Source organism: Paracoccus sp. SM22M-07, from assembly GCF_001887735.1.
In the GTDB taxonomy this organism is placed as follows: Bacteria; Pseudomonadota; Alphaproteobacteria; order Rhodobacterales; family Rhodobacteraceae; genus Paracoccus.
On record NZ_JPKW01000020.1, the window covers coordinates 1 to 17,985 of the forward strand.

Sequence of the window (17,985 nt, forward strand, 5' to 3'; positions counted from 1 at the left end):
CATTAAAAAGGGGGGCGTGGTCGCCTGATCGGCCGAACCAAAGGCGGCATGAACACCAAGCTGCACGCCATTTGCGACGGCCAGGGACGACCGCTCGACCTGTTCATCACCGCCGGACAGGTGAGCGACTATATCGGCGCACGGGCGCTGCTCAGCGGCCTGCCAAACGTCGAATGGCTGCTTGGCGATCGCGGTTATGATGCTGACTGGTTGAGAGAGGCGTTGCAGGACAAAGGGATACGCGCTTGCATCCCCGGTCGGAAGCAACGCAAGACGCCGGTCAAGTATGACAAACGACGCTACAAGCGGCGAAGTCGCATCGAGATCATGTTCGGCAGGCTCAAGGATTGGAGGCGCGTGGCAACGCGATATGACAGATGTCCGAAGATCTTCCTCTCGGCTATCGCCCTCGCAGCAACCGTCATCTATTGGTGATGAATCCTGACCCTAGGCTGGTCACCCTGCATGTGCCTTCAATCCTTCTGAAGCGCGGACACCTGGTGATATCACCGGCTGCTCAGCAGATTTGGCTTGCCGAGGCCGCGCGATTTGTGTCCTGCGCAGGAATGAGATCTGGCCCGGCCTCAGGCTACCATTCCGGTTGCCCGATCATTGGTCGAAATGCTGTGCCGCGCGAGTGCGCTGATCAGGTCAGTGCGGGTCACGATGCCGATGATCCGGTTGCCTTCGAGGATGGGAACGGCATCGACCGCACCATCCGACATCAGGGGCAGCAGCGCGCCGAGCGGCGTCGAGGGAGAGGCGTGGGGGACATCCGCCTGCATCAACCTGTCCGCCAGCGCGTCGGCATCCGAGCCGATCAGGTGGATCTGGTAGATGACGCCAAGATAGCGCCCCTCCTCGACAACCGGGATCGAGGTGAAGCGGTGCCGTCGGAACAGCGCCGCAACCTCCTCGGCGAGAGAATCGGGGCCGACCGTCACCAGGTCGCGCGACATGATGCTTTCGGCGGTGACGGGTCCGGTGCGCTGTGCCGCTGCCTGCAGCTCGGCCGCGCCCACCAGTCGCGCCAGGTCCTCGGCCCCGAGATTGAAGTTCTGGCGATAGCGTTCCAGAAGATCGACCAGCTGCGCTTCCGACAGGCCGATCCTCGTGCTGGGCGACGGGTCCGCCGTCCGGTTGATGTTCGGCTCGTCATGCTGCCGCATGGGATAGTGGCGGCCGGTCAGGCGCGCATAAAGTGCCGCAAGTGCCACCAGCAGCAGCGTTCCCGCGGCCACCGGCGTCACAGCAAAGCGGAACCCCAGGTCGGCGATGGCCTCGGGGCTCATGGCCGCGGTCATCGCGACGGCGCCTGCCGGGGGATGAAGCGCACGACAGAGGATCGTGGCGGTAATCGCGGCCCCGACCGCAACGGCGATCCGAAGTGCCGGGTCGGCCACCAGAAGACATGCGGCAACACCGATCAGCGCGGCGACCGTGTTGCCCACCACCGCCGCCCAAGGCTGCGCAAGCGGGCTGTTCGGCACGGCAAACAGCAGAACCGAACTCGCGCCGAAAGGGGCGATCAGGTACAGCCCCAGCTGCGCATCGACCGCGGGCGACAGGGCGAAGAGGCCGGCAATGGCAAGGCCCGCCAGCGCGCCCACACCCGCGCGCAAGGCCTCGGCCAGAGGCGCGGATGCGATGGACGGGCCGAAGGACCGCAGCGCATGTCTCAGGTCGTGAAGCAAAACCGGCACCTCCGGGTCTTTGGCTGCATGAAAATCGACCAATAAGCCTAAACAGGAGGCAGTTGAAAGACCTGCGGCTGATTGGTGCGGCCTTGGTCGGGTCCTCAGACCGCGAAGAGGTGCCGGAAGGCGTCCGGCGTGCGCGCCACGTCTGACAGGCGGCACCTGTCGAGGACCGTCACGAAGGCTTCCCTGGCTTCGGCGAAGACGGCCGGCAGGCCACATCCTTCGGCGATGCGGCAGGTGCTGCAGTCGACCATGGCGCCGTCGTCCTCGGTATGCCGGACGACCTGGCCGATGGTGATCTCTGCCGCCGGCCGGGCCAGCCGCAGCCCGCCATGGCGGCCCCTGACCGTCTTGATGAAGCCGGCGTTCCCCAGGTCCTGGACGATCTTCATCAGGTGGTTCTGGGAAATCCCATGCGCATCGGCGATCTGCCGGATCGACGTCAGCCCGCCGTCATTGGCGGCAAGATAGATCAGCGCGCGAAGCGCATAGTCGGTGTAGCGGGTCAACTTCATCTTTTTACAATAGAGGTATTCCCAACGCATGTATAGGAGTTTATAGATGCATTACTAATGCATGTTTAGGAGAGACTCATGCCACGTCCCCTGTCGCAGCAGACCATCGCCGTCGTGAAGGCCACGGTGCCCGCGCTGGAGCAGCACGGCCCGGTGATCACCGAGACGATGTATCGCCGCCTGTTCCGGAACGAGCACATCGCGGCACTGTTCAACCAGGCGAACCAGAAGAAGGGGACGCAACGCCTGGCGCTGGCACATGCGGTGCTGGCCTATGCGCAGAACATCGAGAACCTGTCGGTTCTTGGCGCGGCGGTGGAACGGATCGCGCAGAAGCACATCGGCTATGCCATCCTGCCCGAGCATTATCCCTTCGTGGGCGAGGCCCTTCTGGGCGCGATCGAGGAGGTCCTGGGCGATGCCGCGACCGAGGAGATCCTCCAGGCCTGGGGCGAGGCCTACTGGTTCCTGGCCGACCTGCTGATCGAGCGCGAGGCCGCCATCCGGGCAGAGATCGAGGCGCAGCCCGGCGGCTGGACCGACTGGCGGCGCTTCCGCGTTGCGGAAAAACGGGTTGAGGCGGCCGGCATCGTCTCGTTCATCCTGCGGCCTGAGGATGGGGGCGCAGTCATCCCGCACCGCCCCGGGCAGTATCTGACCCTGCGCTTCGACCTGGCGGGTCTGCCTGGCGTCAAGCGCAACTACTCCATCTCCAGCGCGCCGGATGCGGGGTTCTACCGGATCACCGTCAAGAGAGAGCCTGACGGAGAGGCTTCGGGCTTCCTCCACGACCATGTCGACGTCGGTGCCGTGATCGAGGCCACGCCCCCGGCTGGCGACTTCCACCTGCCCGACGCGCCAGAGCGGCCGCTGGTCCTTTTGTCGGGCGGCGTCGGCCAGACTCCCATCATCAGCATGCTGGAGGTCATGGCCGACCGGCACCGCGACGTGCCAGTCTTCTATGTGCACGGCACGAACAGCCCGGCCCACCATGCCCTGGAGGCCCAGGTCCACGACGCCGCGGCACGGCACGGCAACGTCCTGGTCGAGACGTTCTACGAGGGCGGGACCGATGACGGCGCCAATCGCGGCCTGATCACCATCGACTGGCTGCAGGCCAACACCCCGCTGGCCGAGGCAGACATCTACCTGTGCGGCCCGCGCCCGTTCCTGCGCCACTTCGTCGCCGGGCTGCGCGACGCCGGCATTCCCGCCGACCGCATCCATTTCGAGTTCTTCGGTCCGGCCGACGAACAGCTGGCGGCGTAAGGGAGAACAGGGATTGGAGGGTTGCACCATGAAAAGCAAGGTAGAGTTTCAAAACGGGCAGCCCATCGTCGATGCGGCCGATATCGCTCCGTTGCTGGAGCTGGATGTCGTTGGTTTTCAGGCCCTGATGAAGTCCGGGAAGATCAGGACCGGAGTGGAGCGAGGCAGTGGTCAGGACGAAGGCAAGCTTCGCCTGACGTTCCAATCGTCTCAGTGGCGTGTGAGGTTGACGTGCGCCGGTGACGGCCAGGTGCTGACGACAACGCGCCTGCGGATGGAGGCAAGAGAACCCGCATCGGCACCAGAAACCGAACTGAGGATGACGCGATGACGATTGCCATTCACGGTGCCTGGGTCGCGGTCGATGACACCGCGGCATCGCCCGCGCCGCTCAAACTGGAACGCGGATGCCCGCCGTTCAACGTTCACAAGAAGAAATAGGATCTACCGATGTCTGACCTTTCCACCCGCAGAACCGGCCTTGCATGGTTGGTTGGGCTTGTCGGGATCCTCACCCCCGCAGCGGCGACGGCGCATGTGAAGTGGTTCGCCCCTTACATCGTTGATGCTGCACCGGCACCGATCACGCGCACCCTCACCGATCCGTGGTTCTGGTCCGGCATTGCGCTCGTGCTTCTCTTTTTTGTCGCCACACGGCTCGTCGAACGCAGCACGGCGGGTGAACGCACCTTGTCCGCAATGGACCGGATCACCAACCCGCTCTGGTTCCGGCTGGACGACTTCGTCCGGATCATGATCGCCGGCTTCTTCGTGGCGATCTTCTCGGTCGGTGGCGTCTACCTGACGCCGGATCTCAAGACGCCGGCGGAGTGGGTGTCGTGGGTACAGCTCCTGATTGCCGCCGGCATCGTCTCGCGCCGCACAATGCCCTTCTCGGCTGCAGGGATCATCTTCCTTTGGGTGCTCGCGTTGCGCGACTACGATCCTTTCCACCTGCTCGATTACTTAGCCTTGGGCGTAGCCGTGGCCGCCTATCTGGTTCTCGAAGCCTCGGATCGTCCAGACTGGCGGAAGCATCGTTTCGAAGTGCTCCGTTGGGGTGTCGCCATTGCGCTGATGTGGTCCAGCCTCGAGAAGTTCGCCTATCCTGAGTGGTTCCACCCGCTCGTGCTGGAAAAGCCCTTCCTGACCTTCGGCCTTCCGCGCGACGTCTTCATTCCCATGGCAGGCGTTGCCGAGTTTACGATGGGGCTGGGTCTCCTGGCCACACCTCTTGTTCGCCGCCTTTCGGCAATCGCGCTCTTCGTGATCTTTAACTCGGCAGTCTATCCCTTTGGCCGGATCGACCTCATCGGCCATGCCCTGATTATGGCTATCATCGTCGTTATCGCTGTTGATCATACACGCGAGCTGCACTTCTGGTCCTGGATCCGGCGGTCACTTATCGGCGTACCGGTCGGGTTGGCCTCCGCGCTCGTGATCTTCATCACGGCTTACTGGGGTTTGCACGCTGTCTTCTACGGAACTGAGACGCTGACGATGGCTGAGATGCAGGTCGACGGGGCCAGCATGGCTACCCATTCCTACTCACTTGAACATCCGCATGGGCCCCAGGCTTTGGAGACACTCCGCGATGGTGCCCAACTACCTGAAAACGCTGTACCCGCAGATCTTGGTTCGGCCTCGTTCTCTGACGCCTACGCCATGTCGATGATGGGCATGCACGACGAGATGATGGCGGGACTAGGCCACAGTGATCCGGACGTCGCCTTCGTGCTCGGGATGATCCCTCATCACCAAGGCGCGATCGATATGGCGCGTATTCAGCTTGCTGCTGGTTCCGATCCCGAGAACATGCAACTCGCCCGGCACATCATTGCCGAGCAGCAGCAAGAGATCGACGCGATGCGGGCCTGGCTGCAGGAACGTGGGGTCGAGGTTCCGGACAACTGACATCTTCATGCCGTGGCCGGGCATATCCGGCCGCGGCAACAAATCGGCGGCACCGAGACCTGAGCGCTCGGCTGCAAAGCGGCCTTCAACATGACCGGGACCTGAATGGGAAAGATGAGGCAGAGAAGTTCCCCGCCGTCAGTCGGGCGGCTTTCAGCTGTCAGGGCGTCTTTTGAGAGTGGCAGCGCCTTTCTCGAGAGCCTTGGCGCGAAAAGTTGCCGGCCATCGCGGATGCGGCGAGGCCTGATGGCATTGCCGCATCAACATTGTCTCCGAACCACCCGGTCGGGTGCAGACTCTATTGTGGTAGCCCTTCGCTCACTGGTCGCGGCGTCGCTTTCGTTTCCACGGGAAGAGCAGGCAGCGTGACTTCGGGAACGTCGCCGGTAAGGCTGCCGAGGAAGGCCACGATCTTCTCGGCCTCATCATCCGTCACATCCTCGGGGAGTAGACAGAACATGGGGGTCATGCGGGGCGTTTTCTGTTTGCGACGGTCAGCCGACCATCGAGAACTGCGGCCCTTGTGACGGCTACTCGGTGAGCCCCTTTGGGCGACCAACGCATCCTCCTGCGCTTTCCCATGCGGGCATTGGCAATGTCATCAACTGATCCTTCGGCACGAGAAGACGAGATGGGCAGCCCGTTACGGTACCGTCGGCCATAGTCGACAAGGGCTTCCATGTTGTTCGCGAGATAGGTGTACAGTGTCTCGCAGCGGGCCTGCACACGAGCGGCAGCGGTGCGGACAGCCAGAGGTTCTTCCCCGAGGCCGACGCAATCATGCATCAGCGCCTTCAGATATGTTTCCGCCACCCGTGCTCTGCCATGCCAAAGCCGCCAACGGAGGCTTTTCGCGGGGCGCTGGAACAGCACTGGAACTCCAGTGAACCCCGGTGTCTGGACCAGACCCTGAACGGCGGCCTCGATATGTTGAATGCGCATCGAGATGTGCCACCAGTCGAGGATATGTTTCACCTGACCGTCGCCACCCACGGCATTCCGTATGAGGTTCGGGAGAGCAAGCTCGCCATCAGAGATTACCGTCAACAGACGGCCTGGCTTTCATCCATAGTCGGACAGCTCTTCTCGCATGCGGCTGCTTGGCGATGCCGTCGCATTGGCGACCAAGCCAAATCGTCGGCACATATTGCGACTTTCAATCTTGCCGACCACAAGATCCAGGTGTCGCTGCTGATACTCCGGTCGACAGCGGATATGCGCACCGTCCAGAAAAACCGTCAAACCACCTTTGGGCGGGGCTTCAACGGGATCGCCTGATGCCCTTCGACTTTTCTCGAGCCCAGTGGCTACTCTTCCCAACCGGTCACGCACCGTGGTGTGATGGGGCGGATGGCAGGGGAGGAAGCTTTTCATCAGCCGCGCCGCTTCGCGAAAGGTATGCCGGGAACCAAGGTCCGCATGTAGCCGTTGCAGCTCCGGGGTAGCCCGGTCTGGAAAGAAATAGGCCAGCGGAGAAATAGGTCCACCGGGCATCGCCGCTGACCTGGCATCACACGAACAGCGGCGCATGCGCGCGGCTTTGACCCGAACCCGCCCAAAGAGCGTGTCGAGATCGCGCGTGCGATAGTCATGAATGGCACGAACCGAGGCGCAATCCGGGCATACGCGGCTTTCTCGAATGATCTCATCGACCTGATCGTAAAGGATTACCCTCTGGATCTGTTCGAGGATCCTTTTCCCATCCTCGAGGCGCAGCCCGATCCCGTCTGGGCAGGTCACCCGGTATGGTCGAGAAATGCCGTCAAGCTGATGAGTGCGCTTCTCCCCGTTGTCGAAGGTCGTTTCGATTGTAATCCGTACGTCCATGGCAGCCCCCCATACAAAGAGCTTACCTTAGCACAGGCCAGATCACCGACAACGACCCCCATGTTCTGTCCACTCCCGCCCAACGCGCCGTGTGTCGACTTTAAGGACAACGCGACAACCACCGAACGCCCGGCGCCCTTTAAACTCCACCGAGTTTTCACACGGTCTGGATCGTTTTTGAACACTCTGAAAAAGGGGCAGGGGAGGCGGGCATTCTTTGATCCGCGTTGCAGCTTTGGAACGGCTGCATGTCACTGCTTTTGCCTACCTGGAAAGCAGTATGACCTTTTGGTCCGACAAAAGGTCAAAATGACGTTTTTGCTTGACACTTCGAAGCTGCGATCGCGATCGGCGGATACTGTGATCACCACACCTTTTTGGAAAGCAGCCTCACGGCCGTAAGACAGCATCGACGCGCATGGCGGCCATCGGACGCTAAGGACTTATCCACATTTTTCGGGGGTAATATCGGGGATAAAGCCGTAACGATAATTACTGCAATGCCTTCGGTCTCATTCTTAAAGCAGCATTCCAGACTGCTGAGCCAGATCAGACCAAACAAGTCTTGATCTTCCTATGGTACTGTGTATCTCATACGAGATACACAGGAGGCTTGAATGCCAACCCATACCTCGATGCTGCATGTCCGTGTGGACGATCATCTCAAGGCACAGGCCAGTAGCGCACTGGCAGGTGTAGGCCTGACCCTATCAGATGCAGTCCGTATCCTGCTGACCCGTGTGGCGGCTGAAGGGGGTCTGCCGGCCGGTCTGACTGCAAATCCTGAAAGCTATGACAGCTGGTTCCGGGCGAAGGTGCAGGAAGCGCTGACAGACACTCGGCCTGGCGTTCCACATGACCAGGTCATGCGTGACGCCCGGGCATTGATCGACGGCAAACGGGGTGCCTGAACTCGAATGGAAAGCCTTCGCGGTCGCCGACCTCATGGCAATTGTCGACTACATCTCGGATGACAATCCTGATGCTGCTCTTGCTCTGATGGAGGAAATTCAGGGAAAGGTTGCGCAACTTCCAATGCATCCCAAGCGGTGCCGGTCAGGACGCGTTCAGGGGACACGTGAGTTGGTCGTTCGCCCGAACTACATTGTCATCTATGCTGAGACGCCGTCTGTCGTGACGATCCTTCGCGTGCTTCATGCCGCGCAGATGTGGCCCTGATAAGCGATCGGTTGAAAGACGAGGGCGGGCGCCGGCTCAGCGGCGGTGCCCCAGTCAGATCCATCCTGATCCGGTCACGGCAACGCGATCATCTTGTCGTGGATTTTTCTGCAGCATACCGCTAACTCGATAGTTATGAAGAACTATCTGCGGGCCCTGTTTCTTGTCGCCTTCACCGTATTTGCGGTTGGATCGATGATGCCCGCGCCCTTGACTCCCGCGTCAGTGCCCGATGACGGCATGATGGCAATGGCACATTCCGGCATGTCCGAATGCCTGGATTGCAGCGACAGGGGTGACATTGGAACGGCGGGCTGCAATCTGATCTGTGCGGCGGGGGGCTTCGTCCCGGTTCCTGAATTCCAGACCTCTGATCTCAGACAGGCTCGGCGCCTCCTGAGGCGGCAGGCTGCCGATGTCATGTTCAGTGATCTGCATTGGCTGCCGCTACGAAGCCCCCCACGCCCCTTCATCTGATTTGACTGCCGCTGTGGCAGGCGACGCTTGCGCACAAGGTTTTGTCCCCTTGAGCTCGCTCGCTGCCTGGACTGCTGAATCCCTTTAGATCGGCAGTTCCGTTTCAAATCCAGATAGTCAGGTGTCCTATGCAGCAAAGTTTGCATGCAGCTTTATACACTCAGCTTTACCCTGAGATTTCTGCGGTCCATGCCGCTTGCGAAGAATGGCTTGACCACCCTCTTTGGAGGGAAATGGCATGACAATGATGAATAGCCCCATGGCGGGCCTGATGATGCTGGGCTGCGGGCTCTTTGCGCTTCTTATCCTGGCCATCCTGGTCCTGAGCATCGCTGCCCTTCTCAAGTACCTGCGGGGACCGGCATGAGATCACGGGTCTTGATGCTCGCCGGGCTGTCATTTGCCGGTGTGGCGGCCGTGGCGGCTTTTGCACAGGTCAATCGGTCCGAAAAAGCTGAAGTTGCTTTTCTGGGCGTTCCTGTCACGGCACAAGAGATCGCGCAAGGAAACGAACTCTACGCGCAAAATTGCGCGTCATGCCACGGCCCGGACCTCGAAGGACAGCCCGACTGGAAACGTACGCTGGAGAACGGGCGGATGCCGGCACCGCCCCATGACGAAACGGGGCATACATGGCACCACTCCGACAATCAGCTGTTCACACTGACCAAGCTGGGGATCAGTGGTGTCGTGCCTGGCTATGAGAGCGACATGCCGGCCTTCGAGGGCATTCTGACGGATGCGGAAATCCGCGCCACCCTGGCCTACATCAAAAGCACATGGCCCAAGCGCCAATACGAGTATCAGGCCGAGGTCTCCGACCGTGAGTGACCGGAAGAATGATTGCAGCAAAATCCACAAGCCTGTCGGCGGCCCCTGGCCGCCTTTTCTGGGAGGATCGGCGTTGAACTTCGTCACCCGTCGCTTCGTGTTATGTGCCGCCGCCGCCGTAACCGCACTGCCTGCATTCGGGCAGCTACCTGTTGTTTCCACCGCCATCCATGTCGTGGAGGGCAGGGGGTGCGAATGCTGTCGGCAATGGACACAGCACCTTCAGAATGCCGGCTTTCAGGTCACGAGTGAGGAGCGTTTCGGCACGCTTCTCATGCAGCACAAGATCGACCTCGGCGTTCCCATCGACCTGACGTCTTGTCACACCGGGTCGGTCGAGGGCTATTTCGTGGAAGGACATGTCCCAGCCACCGATATCCGCAAATTGCTTCAAGAGCGTCCCGACGCCCTTGGCCTGACCGTTCCGGGCATGCCCTACGGCAGCCCCGGAATGGGCCCGGAAAGCCGCCGTGAGGCTTATGATGTCCTGCTCGTGCTCAAGGATGGAAGCCACACAATCTTTAACCGATACGCCGCTGCGTCGGCCTGAAGCATGATCTCCAAGGAGCTCTCTCTATGATAACCTTTAATCGCCGACATGCGTCGCTGGCTATGCTCGCATCCCTTGCTGCATGCGGATCGTCAGGGCCCAGCTCGGCCCCTGCACCGCAATTCAAGCGATACTCCGGCCCGCCGGTAACACAGGTGGCTGTCTACAAGGGCCAACGCCGGATGCACCTGCTGAACGGCCAGACAGTCTTGCGATCCTATGATTTCGGGCTGGGCAACCAGCCGGTTGGCCCCAAGCAGTTCGAAGGTGACGGAAAGACGCCCGAGGGGCTGTATTTCATCGACCGCTTCAACCCGCGCAGCAGGTATCACCTGTCTGTTGGCATTTCCTACCCCAACGAACAGGACAAGGCGTACGCCGCACAGTTTGGTCGTAGTGCAGGGAGCGACATCATGTTCCACGGGCGGGGCCCGGAGGGGAACGCCCTCGCACCACGCAACCGAGATTGGACAGCCGGGTGCCTTGCCCTGACCGATCAGGAAATCGAGGATGTCTACGCAATGCTGCAGCCGGGTATCCCGGTGATGCTTTATGTATAGGGCTCTGAATGATCGCGTTCGAGCAACGGCATCAGATGGCCGAGGCGGTAACATTCCTGCGAAAGGCGCTGGAAATTCATTGATGTCTAACTTTCACCCTATTAGACAACACCTATGATCCACGTCCTGCGCCAGTTTGCTATGATCTTCATCGTGACCTTGGTCTCGATGGGCGTCACTGTATCCGCTGGAAACGCGTCGATGGATCTAAAGTGCGACATGATGTTGACGGCCGCGTCCGCCGATGGGTGGGACGATCATACCAGGCACCTCACAGGTGACAGTTCAGACCACTCATTCCAGAACACTGTCGTCGTCGAAGACCATGTGCATGACGAAGACACGTCTTCCGAAGGACATGGATCGCACTGCAAGGCCCATGCCTGCCCGGTTACAGCATCTCTGAGTTCCAGCGATGTGGCCGAGGCCTTTTTGATCAGCCAGACTCTAGATGCCGTCCGCACGGCCCCGCTGGTGGAGCTGACTGTTTCCGAAGGACTGCGCCGCCCTCCGCGGGCCTGATCCGAACGTTGCAAGCCGACGCCTGAACGGGCCGCGGCGACCATCCTTCTGATCTAAAAGCGGATTCATCACATGAAACTTCTGTTTGCGGCTGCGATGCCGCTCGTTGCGGCGGCTTGCGCCCCGCTGGCGCCTTTGGATACGTCCGCCGGGCTTGTCACGGTCGCCGATACCGCATCGCCGGTCTCGACCCTGCAGGCCGGTCCTGCCATCACCTATCGAAGCCGTAGTGTTCAGGAGCCGGGAAACTGGACCGATCTGAACAATGCGCAAGGCCCGGGTGTCGAATGAAGACGGCATTGGGACTATCGATGGGCGCGCTGCTGCTGCTGACGGCCTGCGCGGATACGGCAACCATGAGCAAGGCCCGCGGCGAGCGGGCAGGGTTCGAGACTGTTGCCGGGATCTCCCGGCAGGCGACGGGGGCAGAGGCGGCCTGGCTTCAGACCCCGGCTGAACGGCAGGCTCATGCACAACGTGTGCGCGCCATCGTTCAGGGGAAGACGATCAGTGCTGAACAGGCCGTGCAGGTGGCGCTTCTGAACAACCCCGGCCTGCAGGCCAGTTATGCTGACCTGGGCATGTCTGCGGCAGACCTGTGGGAGACAGCTCTCGGGCCGGTACCAAGCGTCGGCATCTCTGTGTCCGGGCTGGTCAGCGGTGATGTCACCCGGTCCGTGGAAGGCACGGTGGCGTCCTCAATTCTGGACATGGTCACGAAGAAATCCCGGACGCGGGCAGCCGATCTGGAATTCCGGCAAGCGCAACTGGGCGCCGCAGGCGAGACCCTGGCGCTGGCGCATGAAACCCGCCGCACCTGGATCGAGGCCGTCGGCGCGTTCGAGGCCGCCGGACTAATCGGTCAAGCCCAAGGCGCTGCGGATGCGGCATCCGAGTTGGCCTCAGAACTTGGAGAAACAGGCGCGCTGAGCCGGGCCGACCAGGCACGGGAACATGTGTTTAATGCAGAATTGGCAGCCGAAAGAGCCGAGGCAAGGCTGGAAGCACAAATTGCCAAAGAGAAGCTGGTTCGCCTTCTGGGCCTGTGGGGCACAGGGACAGAGTTCTATGTTCCCGACAGCCTGCCGGCGCTTCCGGGAAGCGCGCCGAACCGTTCCAATATCGAACGGATGGCGCTGGAAAACCGTATCGACCTGGCTGCGGGCCGGCTGGAGCTGGAGGCCGTGGCAGCCCGCTACAAGCTGAACGGCCAGACCCGGATGCTGTCCGATGCGGAGGTCGCGGCGGGCGTCGAAATCGAGCGTGAAGATGGAGAGAACGAACGCTCACCGGTGGTCGACGTCGCCTTCAGCATTCCGGTTTACGACACCAGCGGCCTGATTTCACGGCGCGGCAAGCTCGAATACCAGCGCTCGGCCAATACGCTGGCGCAGTCGGCGATCAATGCCAGGTCTGAGGCACGGTCCGCCTATACGGCGGTCACGGGCAAGCATCAGATCGCCCTGCACTGGCGCGACCAGGTCCTGCCCTTGCGCCGCGAAATCGATGAGCAGGCGCTGCTGAGCTACAACGGCATGCTGACCTCCACCTTCGAGCTTCTGAACGATGCCCGTGAAGGGTTGGACTCGCAGCTAAGCGCTGCCGAGGCGAAGCGCGACTATTGGCTCGCCGAGGCGGATGCCACCGCCGCGATCTGGGGTGGCGCAAGTGACAATGGAGAGGACGAATGATGAATCGCAGACAATTGATGGGTGCGGGCATCGGGGCAGGGGCAGCGGCCTTGACCGTCAACATGGGCCAGGCGGAAACGCGGTTTCGCGATCTGCCCGAAGCGGCTCGTACCGACAGTCCCTATACGCAGGTGCCGCCGCGACCGACGTCCGGGATCGAATACAACCCGATCGTCACGCTGAATGGCTGGTCACTGCCCTATCGGATGAACGGCAACGTCAAAGAATTTCACCTCGTCGCGGAGCCGGTTGAACGGGTCATGGCCGATGGGATGATTGCGCGCCTGTGGGGCTATAACGGCCAGTCCACTGGTCCAACGATCGAGGCCATCGAGGGCGAGCGGGTCCGCATCTATGTGACAAACCGCCTGCCCGAACACACGTCCGTACACTGGCACGGCATGATCCTGCCTTCCGGAATGGACGGCGTGTCCGGCCTTAGCCATCCCGGCATCCCTTCGGGCAAGACGTTCGTGTACGAGTTCGATCTCGTGAAATCGGGGACCTTCATGTACCATCCTCATGCCGATGAGATGGTCCAGATGGCCATGGGCATGATGGGGCTGTTCATCGTGCATCCGCGTGACCCGGCCTTCATGCCCGTGGATCGGGATTTCGGGATTTTGTTGGCCGCCTATGACATCGACCCCGGGACCTATATCCCGCGCGTTGCCGAGATGACGAATTTCAACCTGTGGACCTTCAACAGCCGCATTTTCCCGGACATTGACCCACTTGTCGCCAGCAAAGGCGACCGTGTCCGAGTGCGTGTCGGCAATCTGACAATGACCAATCACCCCATCCACATGCATGGCTATGATTTCGAGGTGACCTGCACGGATGGAGGATGGGTCCGGCCGGAGGCCCGCTGGCCTGAGGTCAGCATCGATATTCCTGTAGGCGCGATGCGTGCCTACGAATTCGATGCCGTTCATGAAGGGGACTGGGCGTTCCACTGCCACAAGTCACACCACACCATGAACGCCATGGGTCACGAACTGCCCACGATCATCGGCGCTAACAAGACCCGCGTCACCGACATGGTTCGCAGGCACCAGCCCGGATACATGTCAATGGGAACAGCAGGTATGGGTGACATGGGCGAGATGTCCATGGAAATTCCCGAAAACACCATTCCGATGATGGCAGGCTGGGGTCCACATGGTCCGCTGGAGATGGGCGGCATGTTCTCTGTCATGAAGGTCCGCGAAGGCATCGCCCCTGACGATTATTCCGATCCGGGCTGGTTCGAGAACCCCCCCGGTACGCAGGCATGGGAGTGGACGGGCGAGTTGCCCGAACATGCCAGCAACTACAGCCCCAAGACCATCCTGACGCCGCGCGGCGGCAAGCGCTTGGGCTGATCTGACCCTATCGAGCAACACAAAGGAAAACGTGATGAAATCGTTGATGCTGGTGACTGCTATTACCCTTTTCCCGGCCCTCGCTATTGCAGCCGGAACCCATGAAGGCGGCCATGACGAATATGCCATGGGGGCCCCGGCCGCCGAAGGCGCCGCGGACATGAAATCCGTCGAGATCTCGATGCGGGAGACCGAAGAGGGCACGATGATTTTCGAGCCTTCCGAACTGTCCTTTGCGTCCGGTGAAACCGTCCGTCTGGTCATTACCAACGATGGCGAGCTGGAACATGAGTTCGTCATGGATACCGTCGAGGCCAATGCCGAGCACAAGGAGCTGATGGCGCGGTTCCCCGAGATGGAACATGACGACCCGAACGCGGTCCGTCTTCAGCCGGGCGAGACCGGCGAGATCCTTTGGACCTTCGAAAACGAGGGCGAATACGAATTCGCCTGCCTGATGCTGGGCCATTACGAGTCCGGTATGCACGGCCCCCTGAACGTCACCGAATCCTGAACCGCGAGGACCTGACCATGAAACTTATCCAACTGACTGCCGCTGCGCTGATCCTTTCTGCTGGAGGCGCCTTTGCTGACACACACATCACCAATGGGACCGTCACCAAGGTCGACACCCAGTGGAGCAAGGTGACCGTCGATCATGAGGAGCTGAAGAACCTGGATATGCCGGCCATGAAGATGGTCTTCCAGGTCGCGGAGCCGGAAATGCTCGAGGGCCTGAGTGAGGGTGCCGCCATCCGCTTCGCCGCCGACCGTGTGAACGGCAAGCTGACCATTACCGAAATTCTGGAATAAATCAGAAAGCGCTGGAGGTTATAGAATGAGAACGTTGTTCATGTCCGTACTGGCGGCTGCCAGTATCACTGCAAGCGTCGGTTATGCTGAGGAAGCAAGTCATAGCACAAGAGGATCAAATCCAAATGCTGGGGGCGGAATATCAGTTTCCGTGGATAACACGCCGGAGAGACCAGAGCCTTCGTCAAGACTGGCTCGCCCCACAAACACGATACCGGTTCCGGCAGGGCGTATCATGTCCTCAAAGGAACTGGGTAGGGCAGGGTTGAGCCCTGACGATGTCGTCAGGCATGTTTCAGTTTTCTGAGCAACAGGCTTAGCATCGTCATATGTCTCAAATTTACGGAGGACTAAGATGAGTTCTGTTAAGATCCTTATTGCCGCAGCGATTGCTGCGACCAGCCTTACTGCGCCCGTCTTTGCTCAGGACGCTGAATTCCAGATGCCTGAGCAGTGCGCCATGGCCGCAACAGCCAGTGATATGCCCGCTAAAAGCATGGACGGGTCAAAGATGGGCGGCGACGCGCAGTCTGACGGCATGGGCGCCATGATGGGGATGGATGGCGTGGATTTGGCAACCATGCCGGAACATGTTCAGGAGAACATGCGTCGCATGATGGTCACGATGCCTGCCATGCATGACGGCATGATGAACGAAGATGCCGACGTGGCCTTTGCTTGCGGGATGATTGCCCACCATCAGGGTGCCATCGACATGGCCCAGGTTCTTCTTGAGCATGGCGAAGACGCTGAGATGATCGAACTTGCGGGTGAGATCATCGCCGCCCAAGTCGGTGAGATCGAGGAAATGACCACCTGGCTGGCTGAGAACGCCAACTGAGCCTGCCTTGAACCGCGCGGCATGATGCCGCGCGGTTCTCTGCTAAAGACCATCAAAAAAAGACCCGCGGCCGCTCTTGACCTTCCCATTATGGGAAGCCCCATATCTGTTCCATACAACGAACGGAGTCCAGCCCATGAATATTGGAGACGCCTCTGCCCTCTCGGGTGTGTCGGCCAAGATGATCCGTTACTACGAGCAGATCGGCTTGATCCCCCAAGCTGCGCGCACAGCCTCGGGGTATCGCAACTACGCCGATGCAGACATTCACATGCTTCGGTTCATTGCACGGTCGCGGGATCTGGGCTTTCCGATCAGCGAAATCACCGGCCTGTTGGATCTGTGGCGCAACACCGACCGGCGCAGCGCCGATGTGAAAGCGCTGGCACAAGCCCGGGTCCAGGATCTCCGCCACAAGATTACCCACCTGGCGGACATGGCCGACACGTTGGAGACGCTGGTGCGATCCTGTGCCGGAAACGAGCGCCCGGACTGCCCGATCCTGCATAATCTGGAAACGGAAGCATTCCCTGCCTCGGGCAGATGCTCACATCATGCCGGTCCCCACGCTAACCTCAACGAAAGGATCACATCGTGATCGACAGACGTCTGTTCATCGGAACGCTCACCGCGGTCCTTATTCCCGCAACATCGGTGCTGGGGGCGGTGTCCACACCCCAAGACACCCTGATCGCAGTGGTTCGATCACCCGATTGCGGCTGTTGCGGAGCCTGGATCGATCATCTGCGGCAAAGCGGTTTCATAGTAGAAGAAACCCTGTCCGACGACGTCGAGGCCTTCAAGGATGAGCAGGCTGTTCCTCAATCTCTTCGGTCCTGCCACACGGCCCTCGTCGACGGCTATGTAATCGAGGGCCATGTTCCGGCTGATGCCATCCGCATTTTGCTGGATCAGCGCCCTGATGCGGGTGGTCTGGCCGTTCCTGACATGCCGATCGGTTCGCCCGGCATGGAAATGGGCGGCCATTCCGAGCCTTTCGAGGTCATTCTCTGGGGCGATTCCGGCAACAGCGTCTTCGCAAGATATTGAGGTTTCCCCATGACACCTGCAGCGCCCAGGACGGCCACCCTCCACCGCATGGTGATGACCAAGCACATGTGCCCCTACGGGCTCAAGTCGCTCGACCTGCTCAAACGGCAGGGCTATCGCGTCGAGGACCATCATCTGACGACCCGTGCCGAGGTCGATGCCTTCAAGGAGCAGCATGACGTCCAGACCACGCCGCAGACCTTCATCGGCGACCAGCGGATCGGTGGCTATGACGATCTGCGGCGTCATTTCGGCAAGACCGTGCGCGACAAGAGCGCGACGACCTACCGACCGGTGATCGCGCTGTTTGCCATGGCTGCCGCCATGGCCTTGGCGACCAGCTGGGCGGCGTTCGGTCAGCTGACCACTGTGGCTGCGGCGGAATGGTTTGTGGCCTTCGCCATGTGTCTGCTGGCCCTGCAGAAGCTGAAGGACGTGGAAAGTTTCGCCACGATGTTCCTCAACTATGACCTGCTGGCCCAGAGGTGGGTTCGTTACGGCTACGTCTATCCCTTCGCCGAAGGGCTGGCGGGCGTCCTGATGGTCGCGGGCGCGCTGATGTGGCTGTCGATCCCGGTGGCCCTCTTCATCGGCACCATTGGCGCTGTGTCGGTTTACAAGGCGGTCTACATCGACAAGCGAGAGATCAAATGCGCCTGCGTCGGTGGTGACAGCAACGTGCCGCTCGGCTTCGTCTCGCTGACCGAGAACCTGATGATGATCGCCATGGCCATCTGGATGCTGATCAAGGTTACGATGCTCGGGCATTGAGCACGCTATTCGATAAAGAGCCGCGCTTTGCAGCGCAAACGGCTGCAGGCAAAAAGTTCTACTGTGCCTGTAGCCGAAGATGAAAATGGATCATTCCGACCATGAGGCACA

General features: G+C 60.6%; 23 protein-coding genes and 2 pseudogenes. 21 read left to right on the forward strand and 4 right to left on the reverse strand.

Features of this window, described 5'->3' with window-relative positions:
- Positions 1-6: 6 nt before the first annotated feature.
- Positions 7-435 (forward strand): annotated as a pseudogene (locus IE00_RS17905) (IS5 family transposase); the annotation flags it as partial.
- Positions 436-584: 149 nt separating this feature from the next.
- Here the strand turns inward: IE00_RS17905 and IE00_RS17910 are convergent.
- Together IE00_RS17910 and IE00_RS17915 are read right to left on the reverse strand one after the other, a co-directional pair.
- A complete protein-coding gene (locus IE00_RS17910) occupies positions 585-1,703 on the reverse strand; it encodes an HPP family protein (protein ID WP_170864204.1) in 1,119 nt (372 codons plus the stop codon).
- 95 nt (positions 1,704-1,798) lie between these two features.
- Positions 1,799-2,215: an Rrf2 family transcriptional regulator gene (locus IE00_RS17915; RefSeq protein ID WP_072298557.1), complete on the reverse strand. Its 417-nt coding sequence runs from the start codon at positions 2,213-2,215 to the stop codon at positions 1,799-1,801.
- A gap of 78 nt (positions 2,216-2,293) precedes the next feature.
- Between IE00_RS17915 and hmpA the strand changes: the two genes are divergently transcribed.
- The 3 genes from hmpA (at position 2,294) to IE00_RS17930 (ending at position 5,398) form a co-directional block, all read left to right on the forward strand.
- Complete coding sequence (hmpA, locus tag IE00_RS17920) at positions 2,294-3,484, forward strand: NO-inducible flavohemoprotein (protein WP_072298558.1); 1,191 nt, start codon at positions 2,294-2,296, stop codon at positions 3,482-3,484.
- 28 nt (positions 3,485-3,512) lie between these two features.
- Positions 3,513-3,815 (forward strand): DUF6522 family protein, encoded by a 303-nt coding sequence (locus IE00_RS17925; RefSeq protein ID WP_072298559.1) that lies wholly within the window; start codon positions 3,513-3,515, stop codon positions 3,813-3,815.
- Positions 3,816-3,934: 119 nt separating this feature from the next.
- Positions 3,935-5,398 carry a DUF305 domain-containing protein gene (locus IE00_RS17930; RefSeq protein WP_072298560.1) on the forward strand — a complete coding sequence of 488 codons (1,464 nt, stop codon included), beginning with the start codon at positions 3,935-3,937 and terminating at the stop codon, positions 5,396-5,398.
- A 298-nt stretch (positions 5,399-5,696) separates the two neighbouring features.
- Here the strand turns inward: IE00_RS17930 and IE00_RS20275 are convergent, their stop codons facing one another.
- Together IE00_RS20275 and IE00_RS17935 are read right to left on the reverse strand one after the other, a co-directional pair.
- Positions 5,697-5,867 carry a hypothetical protein gene (locus tag IE00_RS20275; protein ID WP_170864205.1) on the reverse strand — a complete coding sequence of 57 codons (171 nt, stop codon included), beginning with the start codon at positions 5,865-5,867 and terminating at the stop codon, positions 5,697-5,699.
- Positions 5,864-7,225: pseudogene (locus tag IE00_RS17935) on the reverse strand (ISKra4 family transposase). Before IE00_RS17935 ends, IE00_RS20275 begins: the two are co-directional and overlap by 4 nt.
- 617 nt (positions 7,226-7,842) lie before the next feature.
- Here IE00_RS17935 and IE00_RS17940 point away from each other — a divergent pair.
- From IE00_RS17940 to IE00_RS18015, 17 genes are all read left to right on the forward strand, one after another.
- Complete coding sequence (locus IE00_RS17940) at positions 7,843-8,136, forward strand: type II toxin-antitoxin system RelB/DinJ family antitoxin (RefSeq protein WP_072298561.1); 294 nt, start codon at positions 7,843-7,845, stop codon at positions 8,134-8,136.
- Positions 8,129-8,404, forward strand: coding sequence for a type II toxin-antitoxin system mRNA interferase toxin, RelE/StbE family (locus tag IE00_RS17945; protein WP_072298562.1), 276 nt, complete (start codon positions 8,129-8,131; stop codon positions 8,402-8,404). Before IE00_RS17940 ends, IE00_RS17945 begins: the two co-directional genes overlap by 8 nt.
- 135 nt (positions 8,405-8,539) lie before the next feature.
- Positions 8,540-8,881, forward strand: coding sequence for a hypothetical protein (locus IE00_RS17950; RefSeq protein WP_072298563.1), 342 nt, complete (start codon positions 8,540-8,542; stop codon positions 8,879-8,881).
- Between the two features lie 238 nt (positions 8,882-9,119).
- Complete coding sequence (locus tag IE00_RS20795; RefSeq protein WP_256374832.1) at positions 9,120-9,248, forward strand: hypothetical protein; 129 nt, start codon at positions 9,120-9,122, stop codon at positions 9,246-9,248.
- A gap of 14 nt (positions 9,249-9,262) precedes the next feature.
- Entirely contained in the window at positions 9,263-9,712 is a 450-nt protein-coding gene (locus IE00_RS17955; RefSeq protein WP_240493993.1) for a cytochrome c, read from the forward strand.
- A gap of 73 nt (positions 9,713-9,785) precedes the next feature.
- On the forward strand, positions 9,786-10,262 hold the full coding sequence (locus IE00_RS17960) for a DUF411 domain-containing protein (protein WP_072298565.1): 477 nt from the start codon (positions 9,786-9,788) through the stop codon (positions 10,260-10,262).
- Positions 10,263-10,288: 26 nt separating this feature from the next.
- Positions 10,289-10,822 (forward strand): murein L,D-transpeptidase family protein, encoded by a 534-nt coding sequence (locus IE00_RS17965; protein ID WP_072298566.1) that lies wholly within the window; start codon positions 10,289-10,291, stop codon positions 10,820-10,822.
- Between the two features lie 114 nt (positions 10,823-10,936).
- The gene (locus IE00_RS17970; protein WP_072298567.1) at positions 10,937-11,344 is read left to right on the forward strand and encodes a hypothetical protein; all 408 of its coding nucleotides are present in this window, start codon (positions 10,937-10,939) and stop codon (positions 11,342-11,344) included.
- Between the two features lie 72 nt (positions 11,345-11,416).
- Positions 11,417-11,635 (forward strand): hypothetical protein, encoded by a 219-nt coding sequence (locus tag IE00_RS17975; protein ID WP_072298568.1) that lies wholly within the window; start codon positions 11,417-11,419, stop codon positions 11,633-11,635.
- On the forward strand, positions 11,632-13,035 hold the full coding sequence (locus tag IE00_RS17980; protein WP_072298569.1) for a TolC family protein: 1,404 nt from the start codon (positions 11,632-11,634) through the stop codon (positions 13,033-13,035). Before IE00_RS17975 ends, IE00_RS17980 begins: the two co-directional genes overlap by 4 nt.
- Positions 13,032-14,399 carry a multicopper oxidase family protein gene (locus IE00_RS17985; protein WP_072298570.1) on the forward strand — a complete coding sequence of 456 codons (1,368 nt, stop codon included), beginning with the start codon at positions 13,032-13,034 and terminating at the stop codon, positions 14,397-14,399. The genes IE00_RS17980 and IE00_RS17985 overlap by 4 nt, the downstream gene beginning before the upstream one ends.
- Positions 14,400-14,433: 34 nt before the next feature.
- Positions 14,434-14,913, forward strand: a complete 480-nt coding sequence (locus IE00_RS20280; RefSeq protein ID WP_072298571.1) for a plastocyanin/azurin family copper-binding protein — start codon at positions 14,434-14,436, stop codon at positions 14,911-14,913.
- A 17-nt stretch (positions 14,914-14,930) separates the two neighbouring features.
- Positions 14,931-15,212, forward strand: coding sequence for a copper-binding protein (locus IE00_RS20285; protein WP_072298572.1), 282 nt, complete (start codon positions 14,931-14,933; stop codon positions 15,210-15,212).
- 355 nt (positions 15,213-15,567) lie between these two features.
- On the forward strand, positions 15,568-16,053 hold the full coding sequence (locus IE00_RS18000; RefSeq protein WP_072298573.1) for a DUF305 domain-containing protein: 486 nt from the start codon (positions 15,568-15,570) through the stop codon (positions 16,051-16,053).
- Positions 16,054-16,189: 136 nt separating this feature from the next.
- Positions 16,190-16,651: a Cu(I)-responsive transcriptional regulator gene (gene cueR / locus IE00_RS18005; protein WP_072298574.1), complete on the forward strand. Its 462-nt coding sequence runs from the start codon at positions 16,190-16,192 to the stop codon at positions 16,649-16,651.
- Positions 16,648-17,103, forward strand: a complete 456-nt coding sequence (locus IE00_RS18010; RefSeq protein ID WP_240493997.1) for a DUF411 domain-containing protein — start codon at positions 16,648-16,650, stop codon at positions 17,101-17,103. Before cueR ends, IE00_RS18010 begins: the two co-directional genes overlap by 4 nt.
- 9 nt (positions 17,104-17,112) lie before the next feature.
- The gene (locus IE00_RS18015; RefSeq protein WP_045983760.1) at positions 17,113-17,874 is read left to right on the forward strand and encodes a MauE/DoxX family redox-associated membrane protein; all 762 of its coding nucleotides are present in this window, start codon (positions 17,113-17,115) and stop codon (positions 17,872-17,874) included.
- Positions 17,875-17,985: the final 111 nt, after the last annotated feature.

Bases quoted from the DNA above. Each gene is read 5' to 3' on its own strand.
- IE00_RS17965 (WP_072298566.1), top strand. From the start codon at position 10,289: ATGATAACCTTTAATCGCCGACATGCGTCGCTGGCTATGCTCGCATCC.
- IE00_RS17955 (WP_240493993.1), top strand. From the start codon at position 9,263: ATGCTCGCCGGGCTGTCATTTGCCGGTGTGGCGGCCGTGGCGGCTTTT.
- IE00_RS20275 (WP_170864205.1), bottom strand. From the start codon at position 5,867: ATGACCCCCATGTTCTGTCTACTCCCCGAGGATGTGACGGATGATGAG.
- IE00_RS17915 (WP_072298557.1), bottom strand. From the start codon at position 2,215: ATGAAGTTGACCCGCTACACCGACTATGCGCTTCGCGCGCTGATCTAT.
- cueR (WP_072298574.1), top strand. From the start codon at position 16,190: ATGAATATTGGAGACGCCTCTGCCCTCTCGGGTGTGTCGGCCAAGATG.
- hmpA (WP_072298558.1), top strand. From the start codon at position 2,294: ATGCCACGTCCCCTGTCGCAGCAGACCATCGCCGTCGTGAAGGCCACG.
- IE00_RS20280 (WP_072298571.1), top strand. From the start codon at position 14,434: ATGAAATCGTTGATGCTGGTGACTGCTATTACCCTTTTCCCGGCCCTC.
- IE00_RS17950 (WP_072298563.1), top strand. From the start codon at position 8,540: ATGAAGAACTATCTGCGGGCCCTGTTTCTTGTCGCCTTCACCGTATTT.
- IE00_RS18000 (WP_072298573.1), top strand. From the start codon at position 15,568: ATGAGTTCTGTTAAGATCCTTATTGCCGCAGCGATTGCTGCGACCAGC.
- IE00_RS20795 (WP_256374832.1), top strand. From the start codon at position 9,120: ATGACAATGATGAATAGCCCCATGGCGGGCCTGATGATGCTGGGCTGC.
- IE00_RS18015 (WP_045983760.1), top strand. From the start codon at position 17,113: ATGACACCTGCAGCGCCCAGGACGGCCACCCTCCACCGCATGGTGATG.
- IE00_RS17980 (WP_072298569.1), top strand. From the start codon at position 11,632: ATGAAGACGGCATTGGGACTATCGATGGGCGCGCTGCTGCTGCTGACG.
- IE00_RS17940 (WP_072298561.1), top strand. From the start codon at position 7,843: ATGCCAACCCATACCTCGATGCTGCATGTCCGTGTGGACGATCATCTC.
- IE00_RS17985 (WP_072298570.1), top strand. From the start codon at position 13,032: ATGATGAATCGCAGACAATTGATGGGTGCGGGCATCGGGGCAGGGGCA.
- IE00_RS17975 (WP_072298568.1), top strand. From the start codon at position 11,417: ATGAAACTTCTGTTTGCGGCTGCGATGCCGCTCGTTGCGGCGGCTTGC.
- IE00_RS17925 (WP_072298559.1), top strand. From the start codon at position 3,513: ATGAAAAGCAAGGTAGAGTTTCAAAACGGGCAGCCCATCGTCGATGCG.
- IE00_RS20285 (WP_072298572.1), top strand. From the start codon at position 14,931: ATGAAACTTATCCAACTGACTGCCGCTGCGCTGATCCTTTCTGCTGGA.
- IE00_RS17930 (WP_072298560.1), top strand. From the start codon at position 3,935: ATGTCTGACCTTTCCACCCGCAGAACCGGCCTTGCATGGTTGGTTGGG.
- IE00_RS17970 (WP_072298567.1), top strand. From the start codon at position 10,937: ATGATCCACGTCCTGCGCCAGTTTGCTATGATCTTCATCGTGACCTTG.